Below are 22736 nucleotides of genomic sequence, written 5' to 3'. Positions count from 1 at the left end.
CCCCGCCCCCCATCGCGCGCCACGCCCCGCACCACAGGCCATCGCCTTTGGCCTCGAGGGCGAGCGCGCACCGTCCAAGCGTCTCGGCTTGGCGGCCAGGCTCGGCCTGGCCTGTCTCTTGTCAGTCGTCTTCTCGATGGCCCAGACCAGCCAGGCCGAATCGGTACCCGACCCGTTGAACGCGCCGGCCGGGCCGACTGGCTTCGCCGACGTCGTCGAGCGCGTCACGCCCGCCGTGGTCAATGTCACGGTGGCGCAAGAGGCCCAGCAGACGCTCTCGCTGCCCGGCGGCCAAATGCCCGACGAAAGCTCGCCTCTGTACGAATTCTTCAAGCGCTTCGGCGGACTCGAGGAGATGCCGATGCCGGGACCACGCCAGCGTGAAGGCGAGGGGTCTGGCTTCATCATCGATGCCGAAGGGCATATCGTCACCAACAACCATGTGGTCGACGGCGCCACTCGCATCGAGGTGACACTCAATGACGGCGAGCAGTACGAGGCCATGGTGATCGGCCGAGATGCCAAGACCGACCTCGCCTTGCTCAAGATCGACACCCGCGAGCCCTTGCCGCATGTGACCTTCGGCGACAGCAGTGGCGCCCGCGTCGGGGATTGGGTGCTCGCGGTCGGCAATCCGTTCGGGCTCGGCGGTTCGGTCAACGCCGGCATCATCTCGGCGCGCGGCCGCGACATCAACTCCGGCCCTTATGACGACTATATCCAGATCGATGCCCCGATCAATCGCGGCAACTCAGGCGGCCCGCTGTTCGATGCGCGCGGCGTCGTGATCGGCGTCAACACCGCCATCTTCTCGCCCAGCGGTGGCAACATCGGCATCGGCTTCGCGATCCCGGCCGAGACGGCGGCCGAGATCGTCGCCGATCTCAAGACCAAGGGTCACGTCGATCGCGGCTGGCTCGGGGTCCAGATCCAGCCCGTGACCGAGGAGATCGCCGCCAGCCTTGGCCTGAGCGAAACCCGCGGGGTACTGGTCGCCGACGTCCTCCCCGGCACCCCGGCCGAGGCGGCAGGGGTGAGCAGCGGTGACATCATCCTGCGGGCCGCCGGCGAGCGCATGCAGGAGTATCGCGATCTGACCAAGCTGATCGCCGGCATCGATGCCGGCACCGCCATCGAGCTGGTGGTGTTGCGCGCCGGTGAGACCCTGAGGATTCCGGTCACCATCGGCCAGATGCCGAGCGAGGAGCAAGTACGCAACGCCTCGACCCAGCCACCCGAGGGCGATGAGCCACGGCTCGGCCTGTCGCTGGCGCCATTGACACCGGAGCTGCGCGCCGAACGCGGGATCGAAAACGACGCCACCGGCGTTCTCGTCGCCCAGGTGGCCCCCGGCAGCCCGGCCCACAGCGCCGGGATCAAGGCCGGCAGCCTGATCTCGATGGTCGGCCAGCAGCGCGTCACCCAGCCCGGCCAGGTGGTCGATGCGGTCAAACAGGCCGCCGCCGCCAACCGCCCCTCGGTGCTGCTGCGCGTGGAGCAAGAGGGCGAGCAGCGCTTCGTCGCCGTGCCCCTCGGCTGAATCCTGCGGACATCGTGCCATGCGTGTACTGGTGATCGAGGATGACGCGCAGCTCGCCAGCTATCTGGCCAAGGCCTTCGGCGAGATCGGGGCGAGCGTCGACCGGGCCGAAAACGGTCGCGATGGCCTCTTTCTGGCCGCTGGCAATCGCTACGATGCCATGGTCATCGACCGCATGCTGCCGGAATTGGACGGGCTGGCCATCATCCGTACCCTGCGCGCCTCGGGCAACCCGACCCCGGTGCTGGTGCTCAGCGCGCTCGGCGAGGTCGATCACCGGGTCGAGGGGCTGCGCGCCGGTGGTGACGATTACCTGGTCAAACCGTTCGCGTTCTCCGAGCTGCATGCGCGCATCGAGGCCCTGTTGCGACGCGCAACGCCTGGCGATGCACCGGTCACCAGCCTCAGCGTCGCCGATCTCGAACTCGACCTGCTCAAGCGCGAGGTCTACCGCGCCGGCCAACCGATCGCGCTGCAACCGCGCGAATTCAAGCTGCTCGAGTACCTGATGCGCCATGCCGGGCAGGTCGTCACCCGCACCATGCTGCTCGAACACGTCTGGGATTATCACTTCGATCCGCAGACCAATGTCATCGATGTCCATATCAGCCGCTTGCGGGCCAAGATCGACAAGGACTTCGAGCCGCCGCTGCTGCAGACGGTGCGCGGTGCCGGCTACATGCTGCGCGCCGATTGATGTCCCGGCCGGCCAGGCTGATGTCCTCGCGGGCCAAGGCGCGCCGCGCATGGCGATGGCTGCGTGTGACCCTGAAGCGGCGATGGCTCAGCGCGGCCCTGGGACCCACGCTGAATCGATGGCAGCACACCTCGCGCTTCACGCTGACCAGCTCGACCTTCCGCCTCGCGCTGCTCTACATGCTGCTGGTCGGCGTCTCGGTCGCGATCCTGCTCGGGTTCATCTATTGGTCGACCGCCGGCTATATGGCGCGCCAGACCGATGCCACCATCGGCGCCGAGATCGAGGGCCTGGCCGAACAATATCGGCGTCGCGGTCTGGCCGGCCTCTCGACCCTCATCGCCGAGCGCATCGCGCGTGATCCGCAAGGCGCCTCGATCTACCTGCTGACCCAACCGAACGGCACGCCGATCATCGGCAATCTCGACAGTTGGCCACCGGTCGCGCCCGATGTCGATGGCTGGGTGCAGTTCCGTACCCAGCATGCGACACCCGGCAAGGCCCGCGTCGAGCACCAGACCCGCGCGCAGGTGTTCCGGTTGCGCGGCGACCTGCGGCTGCTGGTCGGCCGCGATGTGCGCGAACTGGTCGCGCTCCGAAACCTGGTGCTCGATGCGATCGGCTGGGGCTTGGCCATCACGGTCGGGCTGGCGCTGCTCGGCGGCTGGCTGATGGGCGCCGGCATCGCGCGCCGGCTCGATGTCATCAATCAGGTCAGCCGCGAGATCATGCGCGGCGACCTGAGCCGCCGTGTGCCCAGCGCCGGCACTGGTGACGACTTCGACCAATTGGCCGAGAACCTGAACCGGATGCTCGAGCGCATCGAGGCGTTGATGCTCAGCATCCGCCAGGTCTCGGATAACATCGCCCACGACCTGCGCACGCCCTTGTCGCGGCTGCGCCATCGGCTCGAACTCCTGCGCGGCAGCGCACTCAACGCCGAGGCCAGCGCCGAGGTCGAGGTCGCGATCGCCGATGCCGACGAACTCCTGAGCGCCTTCAACGCGCTGCTGCGCATCGCCCGCATCGAGGCCGGCAGCCGCCGCGCGGCCTTTGCCGATCTCGACCCACTGCCGCTGCTGCACGACGTCGCCGAACTCTATGAGCCACTGGCGACGGAGTCGCGACAGGCGATCGAGGTCGCGTGGGCCGACGGTGGCGCCCGTAGCAACGATGGCAGCAACGATGGCGACGCCTGCCGGCTGCACGCCGACCGTGACCTGCTGTTCCAGGCCTTGGCGAATCTGGTCGACAATGCCATCAAGCACACTCCGGATGGCGGCCACATCCGACTGCGCGCGGATTGCAGCGACGAGGCCGTTGAACTCAGCGTCAGCGACGATGGCCCCGGCATTCCCCCTGAGCTGCGCGAGAAGGTGTTGCAGCGCTTCTTTCGCATCGATGCGAGCCGTGCTGCCCCCGGGCATGGACTCGGTCTCAGCCTCGTGCAGGCGGTCGCGCAACTGCATGGCGCCAGTCTCAGCCTGGAAGACGCCGCGCCCGGTCTCAGGGTGCGGTTGCGCCTGCCAAAACAGCGCCCCGGGAGCGAGATGCGGGAACGCGGTTGGGATTAGCGCAGGTCGGTCGCATTACTGGGGTTGATCGTCGGCCCATCGCCCCGACGATGACCGCCACGCCTTGACCCGTCCTTGAGACCATCCACCAGAGGAGTTCACTCATGCGCCACCTGCTCACCGCCCTACTTGCGACCAGCCTTGCCAGTGCCAGCCTCGGGCCCGCGCTCGCCGCCGATTGGACGCTCGATCCCGAACGCTCGCATCTGAGCTACGTCTCGATCAAATCCGGCCACATCGGCGAAAACAACCACTTCACCGAACTCGCCGGACACATTGATGATGCGGGCCAGGTGGTGGTCGACACCAAGCTCGACAGCGTCGAGACGCTGGTGCCAATTCGCAACGAGCGCATGCGCGAGATCCTGTTCAAAACGATGAACTACAACGACGCGACCCTGAGCGCCAAGGTCGATCCGGCCGCGATCGACGCGCTGCAACCGGGCGAGATGGTCGAGGTGGTCGCCGAGAGCACGCTCAGCCTGCACGGCGAGAGCCAACCGCTGGTGCTCAAGATGCAGGCGGCGAAGCTCGATGCGAACACCCTGATGGTGGCCAGCACCGAGCCCGTCATCCTCGATGCCAGCAATTTCGGCTTGAGCGAGGGCATCGAGCAGTTGCGCGAGATCGCAGGGCTCGAGAGCATCAGCCGCGCCGTGCCGGTGACCTTCGTCATGACCTTCGAGAACGCCAGTCCGGCGCCGGAGGCCAGCGCCGAGACCGCGAGCGTCGAGACGCTCGAGCAGTACCAGGCTTACCGGGAGACCATCGAGGCGATGAGCAGCGAGCAGAAAGAAGCCGTCGCGGCGTTGTTCAGCCCGCGCCCTTAGCCCGCGCTCAGACGCAATCGAAGCGCTCGAACTGCATGCTGTACTGGCCCCGGCCCTGGGTCAGGCTGCGCAGTTCGGTGGTATAGCCGAGCAGGTACTCGAGCGCGACCTCGCAGCGGATGCTCGCCGAATCGTCGGCGTCTTGTCCCGTCTCGGTGGCCTGAATCGCGGCACGGCGCTGCTGCAGGTCGCCGAGCACGCTGCCGAGATTGGCCTCGGGCACCACCACATCGACGCACATCACCGGATGCAAGGCGACCGGCCCCGCCGCGGCCAGCGCCTTGGCCAGGGCGCGCGTGGCCGCGGCCTGCAGCGCCTCCGGCGTGCTCTGGGCGCCGAACAGTTCCACCTCCGCCAGGGTGATGGCAACATCGTCCACCGGCGCGCCCTGCAACACACCGCTGGCCAGCCCGGCCTGCAGACCCTCCTCCAACGCCCGCTGCTGCTCTGATGAGAGTTCCGCGCCATCCGGGCGCAGTTGCGGTTGGCACTGGATCTGGTGGCCCGCGCCGCGCTCCCTGGGCGCGACCTCGACTGCGGCCCAGGCGCTGAGTTCGGGCTGCTTGCCATCGGAGCTCGCCGGGCGGCTGTGCAACTGCTCGGCGCGTGCCGCGCGGGTGATGGTCTCGCGCACCGCGACCGCCGGCCGGCCACTGCGCACGCGCTGCCCGAATTCGCGCTCGATGCGTTCGAGCACGATCTGCAGATGCAACTCGCCCATGCCGCGCAACAGGCGCTGACCGGTTTCGGGGTCTTCCTCGACCCGCAGCGTCGGGTCCTCCTGCTCGATCTTGTCCAGCACCTCGAGCAACTTGTCCTCATCGGTGCCCGCCGCCGGCTCGATGGCCAGGCTCAGCACCGGCTGACGCGCCTCGATGCGCTCCAGCGCCAGCAGGTGCTCGGGATCGCAGAGGGTATCGCCGGTAGCGGCATGGCGCAGCCCGGCGAGGAGCACGATCTGCCCCGGTCCCGCCTCATCCAGGCGTGTCTTGCGCCCGGCATCGACATCGAAGATGCGCGCGACCTGTTCCTTGCGCACGCGCCCGTCGGCGCTCTGGAAGGCGACGCTATCACCGACTTTCAGCCGATGGCGGTAGACGCGCGTGAAGCAATGGCGCCGCCCGTCCCACAGCTGTACCTTGAACACCAGCGCCACCAACGAGCCCTGCGCGCCGATGGCAACGGTCTCGGGCTCGCCATCGGGCCGCCGCGCGATCGCCGCCGGCCGATCGAGCGGCGCCGGCAACAGATCCACCACCGCATCCATCACCGGTTGTACGCCGAGGTTGCGCAAGGCGCTGCCGCCGAAGCAGGGGAACAGGCGCCCGGCGAGGGTGCCACGTCGCAGGGCGGCGAGCAGGACGTCCGGCTCGGGCTCGCCGCCCTCGAGCACCAGATCGGCGAGGGTCTCATCGGCGTCGGCGGCGGCGAGCAACAGCGCCTCGCGAAGGTCGGCGACCGGCTCCCAAAGCGCGTCCGGGCAGGGTTCGCTCGACACCTGCTCGCCCTGTTCACCGCCAAAGCGCAGCAGGCGCCGGTGCAGCAGATCGATACAGGCCTGCTGATCGGCGAGCGGCACCGTCATCGCCACCGGCTCGACCCCAAGCCGCTCGCGGATCGCACCGAGCACGCGACGAAAATCGGCCCCGGGCCGGTCGATCTTGTTGACGAAGAAGAGCACGGGCAGCCCGAAGCGGCAGCGTTGGCGCCAGACCGTCTCGGTCTGCGGCTCGACGCCGCGCACGCCGTCGAGCACCAGAACAACCCCATCGAGCACGCGCATCGAGCGCTCGACCTCGATGGTAAAATCCACATGGCCGGGGGTGTCGACGAGCTGCAGCAGATGCTCGCGCCAAGGCGCCTTGGTCACCGCCGCGGTGATGGTGATGCCGTGATCCTGTTCCTCGGCCATCCAGTCCATGTGCGCGGTGCCGTCGTGGACCTCGCCGATCTTGTGCGAGGCGCCGGTGTAGTAAAGGATACGCTCGGTCAGGGTGGTCTTACCCGCGTCGACATGCGCGGCGATACCGATGTTGCGCACATGCGCGAGTGCCATCGGTGCCTGACCCTGTTTCTGGTTGCGGGAATGTTGACTGGACTGACTCATGCACCACCATCGACCTGAATTGAAGACGTTCTGGCCCAGGCCAGCAACTGCGGAGCCTCGCCAATGACGATGATGACCGTTCGCTCGAGAGACGCCCGACCCGAATCCGGGCGCGCCTCCCCCCGCCGTTGGCATCGGCTCGCCGGCGCCATCGCCCTGGTGGGCCTGGGCCTGCTGGCGATCACTACCGCTCAGGCGACGGTCTATCGGCTCGTCGACACCAGCGATAGTGTCATCGGCACCCCGTTCTATGTAAAGGCGCGCAAGGAGCATACCTTGCTCGATATCGGCCGCCATCATGGCCTCGGCGTCGACGAGATGAAACAGGCCAACCCAGAGATCGACATGTGGCTTCCCGGCGCGGGCACCGCCGTGCTGGTGCCAGACCGCCATGTCCTGCCCGATGCCCCGCGCACCGGCATCGTGCTCAACCTCGCCGAGCGCAGGATGTATTACTATCGCTCGGCCACCGAGATCGAGACCTTCTCGATCGGCATCGGCCGCGACGGCTGGGAGACGCCGACCGGCAGCTATCGCATCATCGAGAAGACCGAGAATCCCTCCTGGACGCCACCGGCCTCGATCCGCGCCGAATACGCCAAGCAGGGCAAGACGCTACCAGCCGTGGTGCCGGCGGGTCCAGACAATCCGCTCGGCGACTATCGCCTGCGCCTGAGCAATCCGAGCTATCTGATCCATGGCACCAACAAACCCTGGGGCGTGGGCATGCCGGTGAGTTCGGGCTGCACGCGGATGTTCCCGGAGGATATCGAGCATCTGTTCGGTCAGGTCGCCGTTGGCACCCAGGTGACCATCGTCGATCAGCCCTACAAGGTCGGATGGCTGGGCGAGCAGCTCTTTCTGGAGGTGAGTCGCGCCGAGGGGTCGGCACCACGTCCTGTGGAAGAGATCATTCCGCCATCGATCGCGAATGCTGAGGGCGTGGTGATCGATTGGGACGAAGTCAGGCGGGTCCAGCAGGACAATACCGGCTTCCCACGCTGGGTGGGAGGCCGGCAGGGCTCAAGGAGCTGGCATCATTTCGACATGATCTTTTGATACATGCGGTTGATGCGGTCCTCGTTGGCCTCGCAGCAGGCCTGAGCACCGTTGGCCGCGTCCATCGCGGCCTGAGCCATGTCACGCGCCTCCTGGTCGGTAGCGCAGCCACCGAGCAATGACGCGCTCAGCAGCGCAGCAGCGGACAGGGAGGTGAATTTGAGTGTCTTAGTCATCGGAGGGTCTCCATATTTGAGTTTGCCGGAGGGCAACTGATTTATATCACAGACCGAGGGCATTTTTCGCACCCCCGTGCGTCGATGTTAGCAGAACCAAACAGCGTCTTGTTATTGCCACTCAGGCATTCATCATCCAGTATCACGCCAGCCTGAACACTCGGTGAGCTCATACGCCGAGTGCTCTTGTCTTAGCCGTCTCAGAGTCCACTGAATCCTGTTTAGAAGAGAGCATCGCAATTGGTCGACCGCTACTATCGCCGCCCGTTACCCAACAGCGGTCCAAATCCCTTTCGATGCCAGGGATTCGTCCGCAATGGCACCATCGCGACCCAAGGCGGCGCACCACTGCCCATCGAGTCCCTGCCGCCCTTCTTGCGCGCGTTGCTCGTCACCGACGGCACCGTGACCAAGGCACTGGAAGCTTATTTCTGGGAGCCAGTCGTCGTCGACACGCTGCGCCAGGAGTTCATTGAGGCGGCAGCCGAGATTCCTTGGATCGAGGTCGACCCCGGCGATCAGGTCATGGTGCGCGAGGCGCTATTGCGGGGCGGTGACAGCCACAAGCACTATGCGCGCGCCTTCTCGGTGATTCGTTCCAGGCTCATCCCAGCCTCGTTCAGAGAGCGGCTGATCAATCGCGAGATTGGCATCGGCGTCTTGATCCGCGATAGCGGTCTGGAGAGCTTTCGCGAGGTCATGGAGGTTGGGGTCGAACCCGAGTCAGCCAGTGGCGAGCAGGCGCTATTTCGCACCTATCGCATCATCATCGATGGCCAGCCGGTGATTCTGATCAGCGAGATTTTCCCGCTCGCGCCCTACCTATCCGTCTAAGCCGCCCTGGCGGAATGCGTTCGACACGATTCCAGATCAGCGGCTTAAATGGCAGTGCCTTCGGCCACCTCGCTGTCGCGGCCAAGAGGACGGCCCAGCAACCGGCACAGGTGAGCCGCGAACTGCTCGCCAGCGGCCTGTACGCCGATGCCGCTACCATGATCACACAGCCGGGTCACCGCGAGTCCCGGATAGCCGCAAGGATTGATGCGGGCGAATGGGGCTGGATCGAGATCGATGTTCAATGCGATGCCGTGATAGCTGCAGCCATGACGCACACGCAACCCCACCGAGGCGATCTTCGCCGCCCCCACGTACACTCCGGGGGCATCCGCCCTTGGCTGTGCGACGATTGCCTGCTCGGCTAAGAACTCGATGATCGCCTGCTCAAGCAGATGGACCAACTGCTTGACCCCGAGCCGGGAGCGCTTCAGGTCCAACAGCAGATAGGCAACCAATTGGCCAGGCCCATGGTAGGTCACCTGGCCACCCCGGTCGCATTGGATCACCGGGATGGGGCCAGGGTCCAGGACGTGTTCCGGTAAACCGGCTTGGCCGAGCGTGAACACGGGTGGATGCTCCAGCAGCCAGAGTTCATCCTCCGTGCCTGCCTCACGGGCATCGGTAAAGCTGCGCATCCGCTCCCAGGTCGCGGCGTAGTCACATTGCCCGAGCCAGCGCACCCGCAGCGGTAATGGCAAGGGTTCAGAAGGCACAGGTGATCTGCTCGTGCACGGACAACTCGCGGTAGATGGCATCCAGTTGGTCCTTGCTCCGCGCCTCGATAACCACCGTCACCGAGACCCAGCGACCATTACGGCTCGCTCGCGAGCGCAACGCATCCTTGCTCGTCTCCGGTGCATGACGCTCGATGATTGCGCGCAGGATGGCTTCGATGCCATCCTCGGTTCGCCCCATCGCTTTGATCGGAAAGTCGCACGGGAAGCGCAGCAGAGTTTCGTCTTGGTTCGGGCTCGGATCAGCCATACACGTCTCCCATTCGCAACGTTCAGGCCGCCGCGCGGCGCAGATCGGCCTTGAAGTCTTGATAGAGTGCATCGACACGCCGCCACAACGGGCCGGGACGCCCTGAGCCGAGGGGCTTGTCATCGAGTTGGGTCACCGGCATCACCTCGCGGGTCGAGCTACTGATCCAAACCTCATCGGCCTGGCGCAACGCTTCAACCGCAATGTCGCGTTCCTGAATCGGTATCTTGGCGGCCCTGGCCAGTTCCAGCACCAGGTCGCGCGTGATCCCGGCCAACAGCAAGGGCCCCTTGGGTGGCGTCATCAGTTGCCCATCCCGCACGATGAATAGGTTACTGGTCGAGCCCTCCAATGCCAAACCATCGCGCACCAAAATGGCCTCCTCGGCACCCGCCTCTTGCGCCGATTGGCGCAGCAGCACGGCCGCGAGCAGCGAGGTCGACTTGATATCACAGCGCAACCAGCGGATGTCGTCGCGTGTCACCACGGCGACCCCAGCCTCGACGACAGCCCGATCACGCGCCTTCATCGGCTTGGCCATCGCCATCACCGTCGGCGCCGGCTGAGCCGGAAAACGATGATCGCGCGTGGGGGCTGCACCGCGCGTCACCTGTAGGTAGAGTGCCTGATCCATCTTCGGCTCAGCCGCGAGCAAACGGACAAAGATGTTCGACCATTCAGGCAGCGACAGTGGCGCTTGCAGACCGATCCCGCGCAGGCTGTTCTCGAGACGCTGCAGATGCTCCGCCGCTCGCAACGGGCGCCCAGCGTAGGCTGGAATCACCTCATAGACACCGTCGCCGAACAAGAACCCGCGATCCATCACTGAGATCATCGCCTGTTCCGGCGCGACGAAGGCACCGTTAAGATAGATCTCATTCATTTAGAAGAGCTTCAGCACCGAATCCACCGCCTGACGCAGCAGGCCTCCACGCTCGACCGGATCGAGCGCCACGGCCGGCTGCCGTTTGATGACCTCATCGTCCAACATCAAGATAATCTCACCAACCTGCTCGCCATCAGCGAGTGGCGCTTCAAGCATCGCCTTCGGCTCGAGCTGGGCCGAGAGGGCCTCGAAGTGACCGCGCGGGATGGTGACAACCACCTCGGTGGCCGGCCCCACCGTCACCGTCGACGGATCACCCGACCATACCCGCAGCACCTCGAGAGGCTCGCGTTCCGAATAGAGGGGATGTGTCTCGAAGAAGCGGAACCCGTAGTTCAACAGCGCCAGACTATCGGCGACGCGGGCCGCGCTGCTCTCGGTTCCCATCACCACAGAGGTCAACCGCTGACCCTCGCGCTTTGCGGAGGATACCAAACAATAGCCCGCAGCCTGGGTGTGGCCGGTCTTCACGCCGTCCACACCAACCCCCTTGTCGAGCAAGCGGTTGCGGTTGAACTGCTGGATACCCTGCCAGGTGAATTCCGGCTCCGAATACCAGCGATAATACTCGGGGAATTCGCGGATCATCGCCGTTGTCACCAACGCGATATCCTTGGGCGTGGTGAAGTGCTCCGGTCCAGGCAAGCCGGTGGCATTGGTAAAATGCGTCTGCGTCATCCCGAGCCGTTGGGCATGCTGGTTCATCAGGCCAGCAAAGCTCGCCTCGCTACCGGCGATATGCTCGGCTAGGGCCACGCTGGCATCGTTGCCAGACTGGATGATCATGCCCTTGAGCAAATCCTCGAGCGCCACCTGCTTACCGACCTCGATGAACATCTTCGAGCCCCCAGTGCGCCAGGCCTTCTCGCTGATCAGTACCTGATCATCAAGGGCGATGTTGCCAGCAGCCAGCTCGCGAAAGACCACATAGGCGGTCATGATCTTGGTCAGGCTCGCAGGCTCGAGACGTGCTTCGGCATTCGCGGCCGCGAGTACCGCGCCACTGTCATGATCGAGCAGCAGATAGCCTTCGGCACCAAGCGCCGGCGGCGGAGGGGTCTCGGCCCGAACCGTGACGACGATCAGGCTGGCCAGGATGAGAGAGATGATGTAACGCATGGGCGGAAGTTTACCTGCTCGCGGGAACCTCGGCAGCCCGCATCCGACGGCGTGGCGCTTGCGACTCTCGGCTCCAAACGCGATGGATCAAGGGGTGACGATCATTGGCGTGTCGAGACCCAAGGCCGTCAGCCGACGCCCGAGCGCATCGGCATCGGAGGATGAGCGCAGCGGACCAACCTGAACCTTATAGAGCGGCGCCACTGCGCCATCCGCGAGCGGCGCTTTCACCAGCACCGGGGCATTCAGCGTCGAGACTAGCCGACGCTTCAGTTGCTCCGCATGTTCCCGGTTGCCGAAGGCGCCAACCTGGAGATAAACCCTGTCCCGCGCTAGGCGCGTTTTGGGGGGTTGGGAATTTGCGGACGCCAACCGCAGCAGCGTCTTCGCATCCTTCCCATGATCGCGCGGATCGATCGAGCGTACCTCGACGCGTGCCGTACCGGCATTGACCATACCCAGGCGCCTAGCGGCGGCATAAGAGAGATCAATGATGCGGTTGCCCGCGAAAGGCCCGCGGTCGTTGACCTTTACCACGGCCCGACGTCCATTCTCGAGGTTAGTGACCAGCGCATAGGTCGGCAATGGCAGCGTCTTGTGAGCCGCCGTCAGCCTGTGCATATCGTAACGTTCGCCGCTCGAGGTCTTGCGGCCATGAAACTTCTTGCCATACCAGGAGGCCCGTCCTGTTTCCACATGGTTGCGGCTGCTAGCCTTGGTGTAATAGCGCTTACCCAGCACCACGTAGGAGTCCATATTGCCATAGCGCGACTTCGGCTCAGCCTTGGGCATGGCCTCCATGGCGACCTCGCTCGCCGATGTTGCGGGCGTTTTGGATGTGCTTCCACAGCCTGCCATCAACATGATCAGCCCACTGAGAAGGCCAAGCCTCGCCATCACCAAGAGGATGCCACCAACAGACGTATAGCCGTTCCGCTTCTGACACGGGTGATCCATCATCATAGGTTGAATCCGCATTGCCACCGCTACTGATCCAGTCCCGCAATCGCCCGGCTTAGTTCATAGGCGGCCAGTGCATACAGATTGCTGTGGTTGTAACGGGTGATCGCATAGAAGTTATCCAAGACCACCCAGTACTCGGCCCCCTCACGATCGAGTTCGATCAGCGCGGCCTGGGCGCTTGGGTCCAGCGCTGCGGCCGGCTCGACCCCGGCCGCCTGAATTTCGGCAACGCTAAGGCTTGGAACTACCGGTCGTTTACCGCCGACCTCGATCTTATCATCAAGCGGTCCTCGCAGCGTTGCCGGCGAGGCGACCGGCTCGCCGGGCACCCATCCATGCTCGGAGAGGTAGGCACCGACACTGCCAATCACATCGGCATCGCTGTCCCAGAGATCGCGCCGTCCATCGCCATCGAAATCGACCGCGTAGGCGCGATAGCTCGAGGGGATGAACTGCGGCTTGCCGAGCGCACCGGCATAGGAGCCGTGCACCGCGCTTGGATCAACCGCCTCCTCACGCGAGAGCAACAGAAATTCCTCAAGTTCTTTGCGAAAGAAGGCGGCGCGCCGTGGATAGGCGAACCCCAGCGTGCTCAACGCATCGAGCACGCGATGTTGGCCCAGGGTCGCACCGTAATTGGTCTCGATGCCGATGATCGCGACAATCACCGCAGCGGGCACGCCATAGGTACGTTCAGCTTGGCTTAGCAAGGGCGCGTGTTCAGCCAGAAAACGCCGCCCGCCGGCAATGCGCTCCGGGGTCACGAACAACGCCCGGTATGCCCCCCATGATTTGCCCTCGTAGGGCCGGTCCATGGCGTCGACGATCGCTTGTTGATAGCGCGCGTCTTCCATGAGCGTCATCAGCTCGGCGCGCTCAAAGCCATGTCGCGCAACCATCTCGTGGATAAAGGCCTCGCGCTCGGGCTCATAGTTCGCGGGCGCCGCAGCCTGGATCGGCAGCGGCGTCAAAAGGAGCCAGGCCAGTCGCGTGGCGGCAACCGTTGTCCGCGTGGCTGAGAGCGGATTATTGGACATACCAAGGGCAACTCTGCTCATCGATTCAACCTTGAGTATAGGCGCGAACTCACTCACTTTGAAGCAATTTCCGCCGCGTTTGAATCGACATCAGGATGCCGAAGCCTAGCATCAGTGTCACCAATGAGGTGCCGCCATAACTGATCAGTGGCAGCGGCACCCCCACTACCGGCAGTAGACCAGTGACCATTCCCATGTTCACGAAGAGATAGACAAAGAAGACGATGGTGACCGAGCCCGCCAAGAGGCGACTGTAGGCATCCGGGGCCTGCGCGGCAATGCTGAGGCCGCGCAGGATCACCGCCAGGTACAGCAGCATCAACAGGACGACCCCGGATAAACCCAACTCCTCGCCGAGCACAGCAAAGATGAAGTCAGTGGAGCGCTCCGGCAGGAATTCGAGCTGCGACTGGGTGCCCCCGAGCCAGCCCTTACCATGCAATCCGCCGGAACCGATCGCGATCTGCGACTGAATGATATGATAGCCAGCGCCCAGTGGGTCGGAGCCTGGGTCGAGAAAGGTCAGCACCCGGCGCCGTTGATAGTCGCGCATCAGCGACCAAACCAATGGGGTCGCTGCGGCGCCAAGCACGCAGAGCCCAATGATCAGGCGCCAACGCAAGCCGGAGAGGAAGAGCGTCGTCACACCAGCGCTGGCGACCAACACGGCGGTACCAAGATCCGGCTGCTTGGCGATCAACAGCACTGGCGCCGCGATCAACAGGCCAACGACCGCGATATCGAGCAGGCGCGGTGGCGTTGGACGCATCGACAGATACCAGGCCAACATCATCGGCAAGGCCAGTTTCAGGATTTCGGAGGGCTGAAACCGGACCACGCCCAGGTCCAGCCAGCGCTGCGCCCCCTTGCTCTGCTCGCCCATCAGTAGCACCGCCAGTAACAGCGACAGACCAATCAAGAACAGCGGCAAAGACCACCGACTCAACACCACCGGTGGAACCTGAGCGATCGCGATCATCAGCAAAAAGGCGACTCCCAGCCGCAGCAGTTGTCGATCAACCTGCTCGGCAGACTGCCCAGAGGCGCTGTAGAGGACCACCAACCCCAAACCACAGATCAGCAACAGCAATAACAGCAGGGGCAGATCAAGATGCAGCCGCGCCAGCAAACCACCGTCGAGCCCGCTTGAATCCCGATCGATACGGAGCTTATGCGGTGCCACTGCGCGCCACCATCGATTACTGGGAAGTCGTCTCGGCAGCGTTCTCGGTGGACGGGACCACACGCTGATCGAGCAGCCAGCTATCCATCACGGCACGCGCAATGGGAGCGGCCGTTGCCCCTCCATGACCGCCATTTTCGACGATGACGGCCACCGCGATCTGCGGATTGTCGATCGGCGCGAACCCCACAAACAGGGCATGATCGCGCATGCGCTCGGCCACCTCGGCCTCGTTATAGGTCTCGTTCTGGCCCACGGTGAACACCTGCGAGGTGCCGGTCTTGCCAGCGATCCGATAGTCGTCATTGCGGATCCGGCGCGCGGTGCCGCGCCGGCCCTCGACGACATTGGTCATCGCATCGACGATGGTCTGCCAGTGCGCTGGGTCCTTATCCGGCAGCAGGCGACGCTTCGCTTCGGTCGGATCGAGGGGCGCTCCCAGGCTAGCCCGGGTCGCACTCACCAAACGCGGCTGCATGTAGGTGCCGCGGTTGGCAACCGCCGCTGTGGCCGCTGCCAGTTGCAGCGGTGTGGCCAAAAAGGCGCCCTGACCGATGCCGACGATCAGCGTCTCGCCCGGAAACCAGGGTTGGTTGCGCGCCCGCCGCTTCCACTCCGGCGACGGCAACAAGCCGCCCAGCTCGCCGGCGATATCGGCCCCGGTGGGCTCGCCGAAACCAAACTCGGCCAGATGCGTCTTCATGCGCTCGATCCCCATGTCATGGGCGAGGCGATAGAAGTAGACATCGCAGGACTGCACGATCGCATCCTCCATCGCCAGCGTGCCATGCCCGCCACTGCGCCAGCAGCGATAGCGATGCGAATGCCCCGGCAGTTGAAAATAACCGCCACAGTATTTGCCTTCGCGCGCGGTGGCCACCCCGCTCGCGAGCCCGGCCAAGGCGATGAACTGCTTGATAGTCGAGCCCGGCGGATACTGGCCGCGAATGGCACGATTGTAGAGCGGCCGATCAATATCGTCGCGCAACGCCGCATAGGCCTTGAAGCCGATACCGCCAACGAAAGGATTCGGATCGTAGCTCGGCGAGCTGACCATCGCCAGCACGCCGCCGGTCTCGGGTTCGATCGCGACCACCGCGCCACGCCGATCACCAAGCGCCGCGGCGGCATCACGCTGCAGGTCAAGATCCAGGAATAGATGCAAATCGCGCCCGGGCAAGGGCGTCTTCTCCTCGCGTCGCTCCAGTACCCGCCCACGCGCATTGACCACGGCCTGTTGATAACCGACATGCCCATGCAGCCATGCCTCATGGTACTTCTCGATCCCAACCTTCCCGATATGCGTGCTACCGGCATAATCGGAGCGATCGATCTGCTCCAGCTCTTGCTCGTTGATGCGGCCAACATAACCGACCACATGCGCCGTGTGCATGCCCTGTGGATAGGAACGTGAGAGTTCAGCCGCGATCTCCACGCCCGGAAACCGATGGCTTTGCACGGCGAAGCGGGCCCGCTCGGCTTGACTGAGATCAAGCCGGATCGGCACGCCTTCAAAGCGGCGGCGCTGCGGCAACAGGCGCCGGAAGCGCTCGCGGTCCAGCTCCGAGATCGGCAACAGCGCTGACAGCTCGGCGATCGTCGCGGCGAGATCGTCGACCTTCTCCGGCTCGATGGTCAGCGCGTAGGACGGCAAATTATCCGCCAGCAAGACGCCATCGCGATCATAGATGAGGCCGCGGGTCGGCGGCATCGGCTGGATCTTGATGCGATTATCGTCGGAGAGCGTCGTGAAGTGCTCATGGCGCACCACCTGCAGCTGGAACAATCGCATCCCGATCAGCGCTAGGCTGAGCACCACCAAGACCGCTAGAACAAGCGCGCGGGTGCGAAACAGGCGTTTTTCACCACGTCGATCCGCAAAGACTTCTGCAAGCATCGTATCGACTCAATCCTTGGTGTCAGTGTTCATCAGGCCACGCCTGCGGACATCCGCAGCCGATCCATCAAGGGGCTCAACCAGGGCCAGAGCAGTAATCCGACAAAGGTTGGCAACCAATAGACTAGGGTGGGCGTGGGCTGACCGGTCGCGCCTAGGACCCAAAGCGATAGCAAACGCTCGACCAGCAGCAAAAGCCAAACCGCCACCGCCTGCTGCCAGAGCGGAAAGGCGCGGATGCGCCGGTGCAATTCGCCCGCCAGATACGCCACCACGGACAACGACAAGGCATGCTCGCCGAGCAACGCCCCCGAGACCACATCATGCGCGATGCCGAGCGCAAAGCCGGTAAAGATACCGAACCGAGCGGGCATGACCATGCACCAATAGATCAAGATCAGCGTCACCCATTGCGGACGGTAATCATCCGCCCATGACGGTATCGGGATGATGGTCAAGGTGAGTGCAATGACCAAGGTCAGGCCGACGAAAGCCCCCGTGCGCGGGAAACCGCTCACGAGCGATCCTCCGGCTGCTCGAGCGTATCCAAGGGGGGCATCGAGATCAGCTGGCGATCAGCGGCCTGGGCGGAGGTATTGGGCGCGGCCTGGACTGGCTCGACCGTCCACACCAGCAACACTTCATGGCTGCGATCCAGGCGCGCTGTCGGCTCGGCATTCACCGTAGCGAATGAGCTATTCGGATCATCAGCGACCTCGACAATGCGCGCGACTGGATAACCGGCGGGAAATACACCTCCCATGCCGGATGTGACCAGCAGATCCCCCACGCGCACATCGGCATTCTTCGGCAGATGTGGCAATCGCAATTGGTTGACTAGACCGGTACCGGTGGCAATGGTGCGCAACCCATTGCGGTTGACCTGCACTGGCAAGGCATGATCGGCATCCGTGATCAATAGCACGGTGGCGGTGAGCGGATTCGCAATCACGACTTGGCCCATGACGGCATTCGCATCAAGCACCGGCTGCCCAACATAGACCCCCGAGGAGGTGCCCTTGTCCACCAACACTTGCTGTCGATAGGGATCGAGCTCAACCTGCAACAGCTCCGCGACCAAGACCCGATCGCCCACCTTGAACGAGGAGCCGAGCAGATCCCGTAACCGGCTGTTCTCCGCCTGCAAGGCAAGGAAGCGCTGCATGCGCCCCTTCAACTCCAGATTTTCATGCTCAAGCAGCGTGTTTCGCTCGCGCAGATCGGCTTCGGTCGCGAGGCGACTGTCGAGCGCTCGGGCGAACTGGCTCGGCTGCGATGCCAACCAATGGACCGGATAGGCAACCACGGCAAGCGTCGATCGCACCCATGACAGATGTCGATCGCGCGCATCGGCAAACATCAGTCCCAACGACAGCAGCACAGCGAGCATTAGCCGCAGCAGCGGCGGTGGCCTACGATCGAATAACGCGTTGATAACGAAGAACCTCCGCGTCGCCTAAGCGATCAACCCGGCCGCTCCGTCTCGCTTATTCCGACGAGAACAGATCCAGCCCCCGTTGGTCGATCATTTCCAATGCCTTGCCGCCACCGCGCGCCACGCAGGTGAGCGGATCTTCAGCCACCACCACCGGCAGCCCTGTTTCCTCGGCGATCAAGCGGTCGAGATCGCGTAGCAGAGCCCCGCCACCGGTGAGCACGATCCCGCGCTCGGCGACATCGGCGCCCAGCTCGGGCGGGGTCTGTTCCAACGCATTCTTGACCGCGCTCACGATACTATGCAACGGCTCCTGCAAGGCCTCCAGGATCTCATTGCTATTCAGCGTGAAGCTGCGCGGCATCCCTTCAGCGAGGTTACGCCCGCGCACCTCGATCTCGAGCATCTCATTGCCGGGAAAAGCCGCACCGATGCGATGCTTGATGCGCTCGGCGGTGGCCTCGCCGATGAAGGTGCCATAGTTGCGGCGCACATAGTTGATGATGCTGTCATCAAAGGTGTCGCCGCCGATCCGCGCCGAGTTCGAGAACACGATCCCGTTCAGCGAGATCACCGCCACCTCCGAGGTGCCGCCACCGATATCCAGCACCATCGAGCCCTGTGGCTCATCGACCGGCAACCCGGCACCGATGGCGGCGGCCATCGGCTCCTCGATCAGATAGACCTCGCGCGCCCCGGCACCAGCAGCGGACTCCTTGATCGCCCGGCGCTCGACCTGGGTCGAGCCGCTGGGCACGCCCACTAGCACCCGTGGACTGGGGCGGATCAGCCGGCTCTCGTGGACTTTATGGATAAAGTACTGGAGCATCTTCTCGGTCACCGTGAAGTCGGCAATCACGCCGTCTTTCAAGGGCCTAATCGCAGTGATGTTCTGCGGCGTGCGCCCGAGCATCAGCTTGGCTTCCTCGCCGACCGCCGCCACCGACTTACGCCCGCCATCGTGTTCGTGACGAATCGCCACCACCGAAGGCTCGTCGAGCACGATGCCCTGCCCGCGGGTATAGATCAGCGTGTTGGCGGTTCCGAGGTCGATCGACAGATCGTTCGAAAACAGCCCTCGGATGCGTCTCAGGAACATGAATAGCTCACTCCAGCGTGTACATGCGCAGCGCGCCGGTCAGCGGCACGGGAACCTGGTGCGGCGCAAGATTAGGTGGCACCAAGTCTTTGGTAAGGGGTTGATCGAGTGAAGTCCCAGCGGAATCGGCGCCGAGAAGATCGCATCGAGCACAGGCCTTCAGGGAGCGGCGGATGCACAGCCGTGTGTAGGCGAACTCTAGCCGGTCAACGCGATCGAGCGGGAACAAGGCTTGTTCTTGACGGGATTTCCACGAGAATTATCTCGGCTAATTTAGCAACGTGGCCATCTCCGAGCAAGCGGATCATCGGCCAGCGTACCGCCCCTTGCCTGCGCGCCGAGGATTGCTTGTGGTAATTTGACGGGAGAAACAGGGTCGGGCCGGTCGGTTCGATCGCGCTGATCCAACCCCTGTACGACACCTCTTCAACCCAGTTTGCGAAGCACCGATATGATGGCCCTCGACACCCGCGACGTCGCCAAGATCGCGCACCTTGCCCGGCTCGACGTGAAGCGTGACGAACGCGATCACTTCAGCGCCGAACTCAGCAACATCCTCGACCTCGTTGAACAGATGCGCTGCGTCGACACCACCGGGGTCGAACCCATGGCCCACCCGCTGCACATGGCGCAACGGCTACGCCCTGATCGCGTCACCGAGACCAACGAGCGCGAGCACTTTCAGCAGATCGCGCCACAGACCGAGGATGGTCTCTACCTAGTCCCGAGGGTGGTCGAGTGAACGCCATGCACGAGCAATCGATCACCGCCCTTGCCGCCGCGCTGCGCGCTCGCGCGTTCTCGGCGCGCGAACTGACCGCGCACTATCTGGCGCGTATCCAGCAGCTCGACGAGCACCTTAACGCTTATATCACGGTGACCGACGAACAGGCGCTGGCCGCGGCCGAGCGCGCCGATCAGCAGCTCGCCGCTGGCACGGCGGGGCCGCTCACCGGCATCCCGATCGCGCACAAGGACATCTTCTGCACCAACGGCATCAAGACCAGCTGCGGTTCACGCATGCTCGACACCTTCGTCGCGCCCTATGACGCCACCGTGGTCGAGCGCCTGCAAGCCGCCGGCGTGGCGATGCTGGGCAAGACCAATATGGATGAGTTCGCGATGGGCTCATCGAACGAGACCAGCTATTACGGCCCGGTCCACAACCCGTGGCGGCTCGAGCGCGTTCCGGGCGGCTCTTCGGGCGGCTCGGCGGCGGCGGTCGCGGCCGGACTCTGCGCGGCGGCCACCGGCACCGACACCGGCGGCTCGATCCGCCAGCCGGCGGCTTTCTGCGGCATCACCGGCATCAAGCCGACCTATGGCCGCTGCTCGCGTTGGGGCATGATCGCCTTCGCCTCCAGCCTGGATCAGGCCGGTGTGCTGGCGCGCAGCGCCGCCGATGCGGCGTTGGTGCTGCAGGCCATGGCCGGCTTCGACGAGCGCGACTCGACCAGCGCCGATGAACCGGTGCCAGACTATCGCGCTCAGCTCGAGGACGACATCGCCGGACTCAAGATCGGCTTGCCGAAGGAATACTTCGGCGAGGGACTCGACCCGAACGTTGCCGCCTCGATCGAAGCGGCGATCAAGGAGTACGAAGCCCTTGGCGCCAGCGTGCACGAGATCAGCCTGCCCAACGCGCCGCTGTCGGTGCCGGTCTACTACGTCGTCGCCCCGGCCGAGTGCTCCTCGAACCTCGCCCGCTTCGACGGGGTGCGCTACGGTCATCGCTGCGAGGCGCCGACAGATCTCGAAGACCTCTACACGCGCAGCCGCGCCGAGGGCTTCGGCGCCGAGGTCAAACGCCGCATCATGATCGGCACCTATGTGCTCTCGGCCGGCTATTACGACGCCTACTACCTCAAGGCGCAGCAGCTTCGCCATCTGATCAGCGACGACTTCAAGCGCGCCTTCGAGCAGGTCGATGTGATCATGGGGCCGACCACGCCGAGCACCGCCTTCGCGCTCGGCGCCAAACGCGACGACCCGGTGGCGATGTACCTGAACGACATCTACACCATTGCCACCAACCTAGCTGGCCTGCCCGGCGTGTCGATCCCGGTCGCACCGGCCGATGGCCTGCCCGTCGGGCTGCAGTTGATCGGCAATGTGTTCCAGGAAGGCCGCCTGCTCAACATCGCCCATCGGCTGCAGCAGGCCACCGATTGGCATCGGATGACGCCTCGCCTCGCCGCCTGAGTGCGCAGACCCCGCAGCCCGGATTGAAGGTCAGCACCAGGGGCCGCACCTGCGTGTCAGTGATCGTCCGTTCACACCACACTGACTATGGCTCGTGCGAGACCCCATGAACCGACCACTCGAGTATCTGCTCCTCGCCATCCTGGCATTCCTGACCGCGCCAGCGCTCGCCAGCGCACCGCCCCTCGTCGACGCCCAATGGCTCAAGGATGACCAGGGCCAATCCGATCTAGTCGTGCTGGACATCCAATCGCCAAAAGACTATCAGCGCTTCCACATCCCAGGCGCCGTGAACGCCCCTTACGATCGTTGGCGCACTCAGCCGCCGAAACAGGACAGTAAAACGGCACGCACCGACGCGAGTGAGCTGACCTCGATGCTGCCCCCGATCGAGCAGCTCGAGACGATGGTCGGAGATCTCGGCGTCGGTAACGACGACCATGTCGTGATCGTCGCCACCGGCCGTGGCTCCGGTGATCTCGCCGCCTCTGCGCGCGTCTTCTGGACCCTGAAGGTGATTGGCCATGAGCAGGTGAGCGTCCTCGACGGGGGCCTGGTCGCCTATGCCGACGCTGGCGCACCGCTCGCGCGGGGCATCGAAACCCGTCCCACAACCGACTACCAGGCCAATTTCCAGTCCGCACTCGTCCCCGACGCGCAAGCCGTCCGAGCCGCACTCGCTGCGAAGACTTCCCTAGTCGATGCCCGCGGCGAAGGTGAATTCGTTGGCGTCTACACCAGCGGCGACGCCGAACGACCTGGCACCATCCCCGGCTCGCGCCACCTGCCGCATGACTGGGTCAGCGACAGCGGCTCGGGCACGTTACGCAGCCCGGGCGCACTCAAGGCGCTGTTCGAGGCCCGAGGAATCGCCACCGACGGTGAGCAGGTCCACTTCTGCCACAGCGGTCACCGCGCCGCCCTGACCTGGTTCGCGGCCTATGCGGTACTCGGCAACGAGGAGGCCGTCCTTTACGACGGTTCCATGATGGAGTGGGCGCGCGATGACAGCCTACCGATCAGCGCCAAGATCGAGCTTTGCGACGCCTGCTAAAGGCTGTCTGGCAACTGCGCCGATCACTGGAGCCGGCGTTCATCACTGGCGAGGCGG

23 protein-coding genes are annotated in these 22736 nt (G+C 64.4%); 9 read left to right on the top strand and 14 right to left on the bottom strand.

Going from position 1 to position 22736, the window contains the following annotated elements:
* From CCR82_RS15900 to CCR82_RS15885, 4 genes are all read left to right on the top strand, one after another.
* A partial coding sequence (locus tag CCR82_RS15900) for a Do family serine endopeptidase (protein ID WP_242513535.1) occupies window positions 1–1540 on the top strand: 1540 nt, incomplete at its 5' end.
* A 19-nt stretch (window positions 1541–1559) separates the two neighbouring features.
* Window positions 1560–2237 (top strand): response regulator transcription factor, encoded by a 678-nt coding sequence (locus CCR82_RS15895; RefSeq protein ID WP_201246788.1) that lies wholly within the window; start codon window positions 1560–1562, stop codon window positions 2235–2237.
* Between the two features lie 20 nt (window positions 2238–2257).
* On the top strand, window positions 2258–3811 hold the full coding sequence (locus CCR82_RS15890; RefSeq protein ID WP_201246787.1) for a sensor histidine kinase: 1554 nt from the start codon (window positions 2258–2260) through the stop codon (window positions 3809–3811).
* A gap of 104 nt (window positions 3812–3915) precedes the next feature.
* Window positions 3916–4641, top strand: a complete 726-nt coding sequence (locus tag CCR82_RS15885) for a YceI family protein (RefSeq protein WP_201246786.1) — start codon at window positions 3916–3918, stop codon at window positions 4639–4641.
* A gap of 7 nt (window positions 4642–4648) precedes the next feature.
* On the opposite strand, the gene CCR82_RS15880 is transcribed toward CCR82_RS15885, so the two are convergent.
* Entirely contained in the window at window positions 4649–6697 is a 2049-nt protein-coding gene (locus CCR82_RS15880) for an elongation factor G (protein ID WP_201246794.1), read from the bottom strand.
* Window positions 6698–6811: 114 nt separating this feature from the next.
* Between CCR82_RS15880 and CCR82_RS15875 the strand changes: the two genes are divergently transcribed.
* Window positions 6812–7807 carry a L,D-transpeptidase family protein gene (locus CCR82_RS15875; RefSeq protein WP_242513533.1) on the top strand — a complete coding sequence of 332 codons (996 nt, stop codon included), beginning with the start codon at window positions 6812–6814 and terminating at the stop codon, window positions 7805–7807.
* On the opposite strand, the gene CCR82_RS15870 is transcribed toward CCR82_RS15875, so the two are convergent.
* A complete protein-coding gene (locus CCR82_RS15870; RefSeq protein WP_201246785.1) occupies window positions 7786–7983 on the bottom strand; it encodes an alanine-zipper protein in 198 nt (65 codons plus the stop codon). The genes CCR82_RS15875 and CCR82_RS15870 overlap by 22 nt on opposite strands.
* A 240-nt stretch (window positions 7984–8223) precedes the next feature.
* Between CCR82_RS15870 and CCR82_RS15865 the strand changes: the two genes are divergently transcribed.
* Window positions 8224–8817: a chorismate--pyruvate lyase family protein gene (locus CCR82_RS15865; RefSeq protein WP_201246784.1), complete on the top strand. Its 594-nt coding sequence runs from the start codon at window positions 8224–8226 to the stop codon at window positions 8815–8817.
* A gap of 44 nt (window positions 8818–8861) precedes the next feature.
* Here CCR82_RS15865 and lipB read toward each other — a convergent pair whose 3' ends face one another.
* The 12 genes from lipB to CCR82_RS15805 form a co-directional block, all read right to left on the bottom strand.
* Complete coding sequence (lipB, locus tag CCR82_RS15860; protein ID WP_338073191.1) at window positions 8862–9533, bottom strand: lipoyl(octanoyl) transferase LipB; 672 nt, start codon at window positions 9531–9533, stop codon at window positions 8862–8864.
* Window positions 9523–9804, bottom strand: a complete 282-nt coding sequence (locus CCR82_RS15855; RefSeq protein ID WP_201246782.1) for a YbeD family protein — start codon at window positions 9802–9804, stop codon at window positions 9523–9525. The genes lipB and CCR82_RS15855 overlap by 11 nt, the downstream gene beginning before the upstream one ends.
* Window positions 9805–9826: 22 nt before the next feature.
* Complete coding sequence (locus CCR82_RS15850) at window positions 9827–10687, bottom strand: D-amino acid aminotransferase (RefSeq protein WP_201246781.1); 861 nt, start codon at window positions 10685–10687, stop codon at window positions 9827–9829.
* Entirely contained in the window at window positions 10688–11809 is a 1122-nt protein-coding gene (locus CCR82_RS15845) for a D-alanyl-D-alanine carboxypeptidase family protein (protein ID WP_201246780.1), read from the bottom strand.
* An 87-nt stretch (window positions 11810–11896) separates the two neighbouring features.
* Window positions 11897–12787, bottom strand: a complete 891-nt coding sequence (locus CCR82_RS15840; RefSeq protein WP_242513540.1) for a septal ring lytic transglycosylase RlpA family protein — start codon at window positions 12785–12787, stop codon at window positions 11897–11899.
* An 8-nt stretch (window positions 12788–12795) separates the two neighbouring features.
* Window positions 12796–13809, bottom strand: coding sequence for a lytic murein transglycosylase B (mltB, locus tag CCR82_RS15835; RefSeq protein WP_201246779.1), 1014 nt, complete (start codon window positions 13807–13809; stop codon window positions 12796–12798).
* A gap of 49 nt (window positions 13810–13858) precedes the next feature.
* Window positions 13859–14992, bottom strand: coding sequence for a rod shape-determining protein RodA (gene rodA, locus CCR82_RS15830; protein WP_201246778.1), 1134 nt, complete (start codon window positions 14990–14992; stop codon window positions 13859–13861).
* A 16-nt stretch (window positions 14993–15008) separates the two neighbouring features.
* Complete coding sequence (gene mrdA / locus CCR82_RS15825) at window positions 15009–16889, bottom strand: penicillin-binding protein 2 (protein WP_201246777.1); 1881 nt, start codon at window positions 16887–16889, stop codon at window positions 15009–15011.
* A 32-nt stretch (window positions 16890–16921) separates the two neighbouring features.
* Window positions 16922–17407, bottom strand: coding sequence for a rod shape-determining protein MreD (gene mreD, locus CCR82_RS15820; protein ID WP_201246776.1), 486 nt, complete (start codon window positions 17405–17407; stop codon window positions 16922–16924).
* Window positions 17404–18324: a rod shape-determining protein MreC gene (gene mreC / locus CCR82_RS15815; protein WP_338073192.1), complete on the bottom strand. Its 921-nt coding sequence runs from the start codon at window positions 18322–18324 to the stop codon at window positions 17404–17406. Before mreC ends, mreD begins: the two co-directional genes overlap by 4 nt.
* A gap of 52 nt (window positions 18325–18376) precedes the next feature.
* Window positions 18377–19423, bottom strand: a complete 1047-nt coding sequence (locus CCR82_RS15810; RefSeq protein WP_201246774.1) for a rod shape-determining protein — start codon at window positions 19421–19423, stop codon at window positions 18377–18379.
* Between the two features lie 7 nt (window positions 19424–19430).
* Entirely contained in the window at window positions 19431–19652 is a 222-nt protein-coding gene (locus CCR82_RS15805) for a hypothetical protein (protein ID WP_201246773.1), read from the bottom strand.
* Between the two features lie 225 nt (window positions 19653–19877).
* Between CCR82_RS15805 and gatC the strand changes: the two genes are divergently transcribed.
* From gatC to CCR82_RS15790, 3 genes are all read left to right on the top strand, one after another.
* The gene (gatC, locus tag CCR82_RS15800) at window positions 19878–20165 is read left to right on the top strand and encodes an Asp-tRNA(Asn)/Glu-tRNA(Gln) amidotransferase subunit GatC (protein WP_201246791.1); all 288 of its coding nucleotides are present in this window, start codon (window positions 19878–19880) and stop codon (window positions 20163–20165) included.
* 5 nt (window positions 20166–20170) lie between these two features.
* Complete coding sequence (gene gatA / locus CCR82_RS15795; RefSeq protein ID WP_201246772.1) at window positions 20171–21625, top strand: Asp-tRNA(Asn)/Glu-tRNA(Gln) amidotransferase subunit GatA; 1455 nt, start codon at window positions 20171–20173, stop codon at window positions 21623–21625.
* A 106-nt stretch (window positions 21626–21731) separates the two neighbouring features.
* Window positions 21732–22679, top strand: coding sequence for a sulfurtransferase (locus CCR82_RS15790; RefSeq protein WP_201246771.1), 948 nt, complete (start codon window positions 21732–21734; stop codon window positions 22677–22679).
* Window positions 22680–22736 lie beyond the last annotated feature (57 nt).

This window comes from Halochromatium salexigens, from assembly GCF_016653295.1.
Lineage (GTDB): Bacteria > Pseudomonadota > Gammaproteobacteria > Chromatiales > Chromatiaceae > Lamprobacter > Lamprobacter salexigens.
The sequence above is the reverse complement of the archived record's forward strand: the minus strand, read 5'-3'. Positions and strand labels throughout refer to the sequence as shown.